This window comes from Kitasatospora sp. NPDC047058, from assembly GCF_040643935.1.
GTDB lineage: Bacteria > Actinomycetota > Actinomycetes > Streptomycetales > Streptomycetaceae > Kitasatospora.
Window position 1 is genome coordinate 1 of sequence record NZ_JBEYVJ010000775.1, and the last position, 1823, is coordinate 1823.

Annotated in this window: 2 protein-coding genes; both read right to left on the reverse strand. The window is 79.3% G+C overall.

Annotation, left to right across the window (positions count from 1 at the left end):
* Window positions 1-43: 43 nt before the first annotated feature.
* Window positions 44-868, reverse strand: a complete 825-nt coding sequence (locus ABZ885_RS40375) for a DUF4184 family protein (RefSeq protein WP_360200073.1) — start codon at window positions 866-868, stop codon at window positions 44-46.
* A gap of 57 nt (window positions 869-925) precedes the next feature.
* A complete protein-coding gene (locus ABZ885_RS40380) occupies window positions 926-1753 on the reverse strand; it encodes an NUDIX hydrolase (RefSeq protein WP_360200075.1) in 828 nt (275 codons plus the stop codon).
* Window positions 1754-1823: the final 70 nt, after the last annotated feature.

Here is a 1823-nt window from a genome sequence, read left to right on the forward strand (position 1 = left end):
CACCGACCGGCCCGGCGACGCCTCAGACCCGCCCGGCGACGCCTCAGACCGGCACCCGCTCGGCCGACCGCTCCCGGTCGGCCGGCCGGGTGCCGCGCCGTCTCCCCAGCCGCACGGCCGCGGCGTGCGCCAGCGCGTACCCGACGGCGCCCACCGTGAGGCCGGCGCCCGCCCCGAAGCAGAACTCCGGGATCAGGTTGCGCCGCAGCGGCGTGAGCCGGTGCACCACGCCGGCCGCCGTCGCCGCGCCCAGCGCCGCGACCACGGCCCGCCGCAGGCCCACGGGGAGCACCACCGCCGGCCGCACCGGCTCGGCCGCCCGGGCCGCGCGCGCCGCCCACCCGGCCAGGGCGGCCAGGGCCAGCGCGGAGCTGCCGTACTGCAGCACGGTGTACAGCGGCAGTCCGGCCACCGTCCGCTCCAGCACCGGCAGCAGCCGAACGCCCAGCCGGCCCTCGTGCGTGAAGGCGTCCCAGCCGACGTGGGTGGCCGCGCCGACCGCGGCCGAGGCGGCGAACCAGGCCGCCGCCCGGGCACCGCCCGCACCGCCGCCGGCCGGCCGGACCGTCAGCGCCTCGGCCGCGCCCGCCCAGCGCCCGGGCAGCAGGGCGACCAGCGGGCCGCGCAGCAGCCCGTGCCACCCGGCCACCAGCACGCCCGCGAGCGCCACGTCCACCGTCGGCACCGCCCACCAACGGTGGGTCAGCCCGCCCTGCCCGTACACGCCGGACAGCAGCGACTCCGCGAAGAACGGCACGTCGGGCGCCATCGAGCCGGCGACCAGCGCCGAGGCGACGAGCGGCCCGCGCGCCCCCGCCGCACGCAGCAGGGGCAGGACGGCGGCCGGGTGGCTCAGGGTGAAGGGCATGCCCCCATCCTGCCGTCCCCCGCCGCGCCACGCGGCACCCGCCCGGCCGGACGGGCCCTACGCCGCGTCGGCCGCCCGGGCCAGGCCGAGCGCGGCCCGCCGCCCCGCCTCCAGGTAGCGCAGCTCGCCGCTGCGGCGGGCGTCCAGTGCGGCCGCGAGCCGGCGGTACCGGCCCGGCGGCAGCAGGCCGGCCGCCTCCTCCAGGCTGACGAAGCGCCAGCCGCGCAGCTCGTCCTGCGGGAGCAGCAGGCGCTGGCGGGCGGCCGCGTCCAGCAGGCCGCCGTCGTAGACCAGCCGCAGGCCGCCGCGGCGCGGGCCGGTCCGCGGCTCCCAGTCGACCGCGAGCAGCCGCAGGGCGGCCGGGTCGAGCCGCAGTCCCAGCTCCTCGGCGGTCTCCCGCAGGGCCGCGTCGGTGGGCGCCTCGCCGCGCTCGACCACCCCGCCGGGGAACTCCCAGTCCGGCTTGTAGACCGGGTCGACCAGCAGCACCCGGTCCTGCTCGTCGAAGAACAGGACGGCGGAGGCCACGGTGTCGCCGGTCGGGTCGGTGGTCTGGACGATCGGGCAGCGGGCCGAGCCGTCCCGGACCAGTTGGGCGAGCCGCTCGGCGGTCCCGCGCGGCGTCAGCCCGGCCGTGTCGACCAGCCGGGCGTCGCGGGCGAGCCAACGGCGGGCGGCCCGGTAGCGGGGCAGGTGCTCCAGGCACCACTGCCGGATCCGCGCGCTGTGCTCCGGGTCGCCGGCGATCTCCTCGCGCTGGGCTATCCGCTCGCGCAGGATCGTTTCTTCAGGGTCCAGCACGAGATGGTGCACCGCGATCCCGTTCGAGGCGAGCGCGCCGAAGATCTCGTCCCGGTAGTGCTGACCCTCGGGGACCGCGTCCACGTCCTCGCGGAGGGCGACTCCGCGCACTTCGACTCGCTCACCCCGCACTGCATCGCCGCCGACTCGGCGG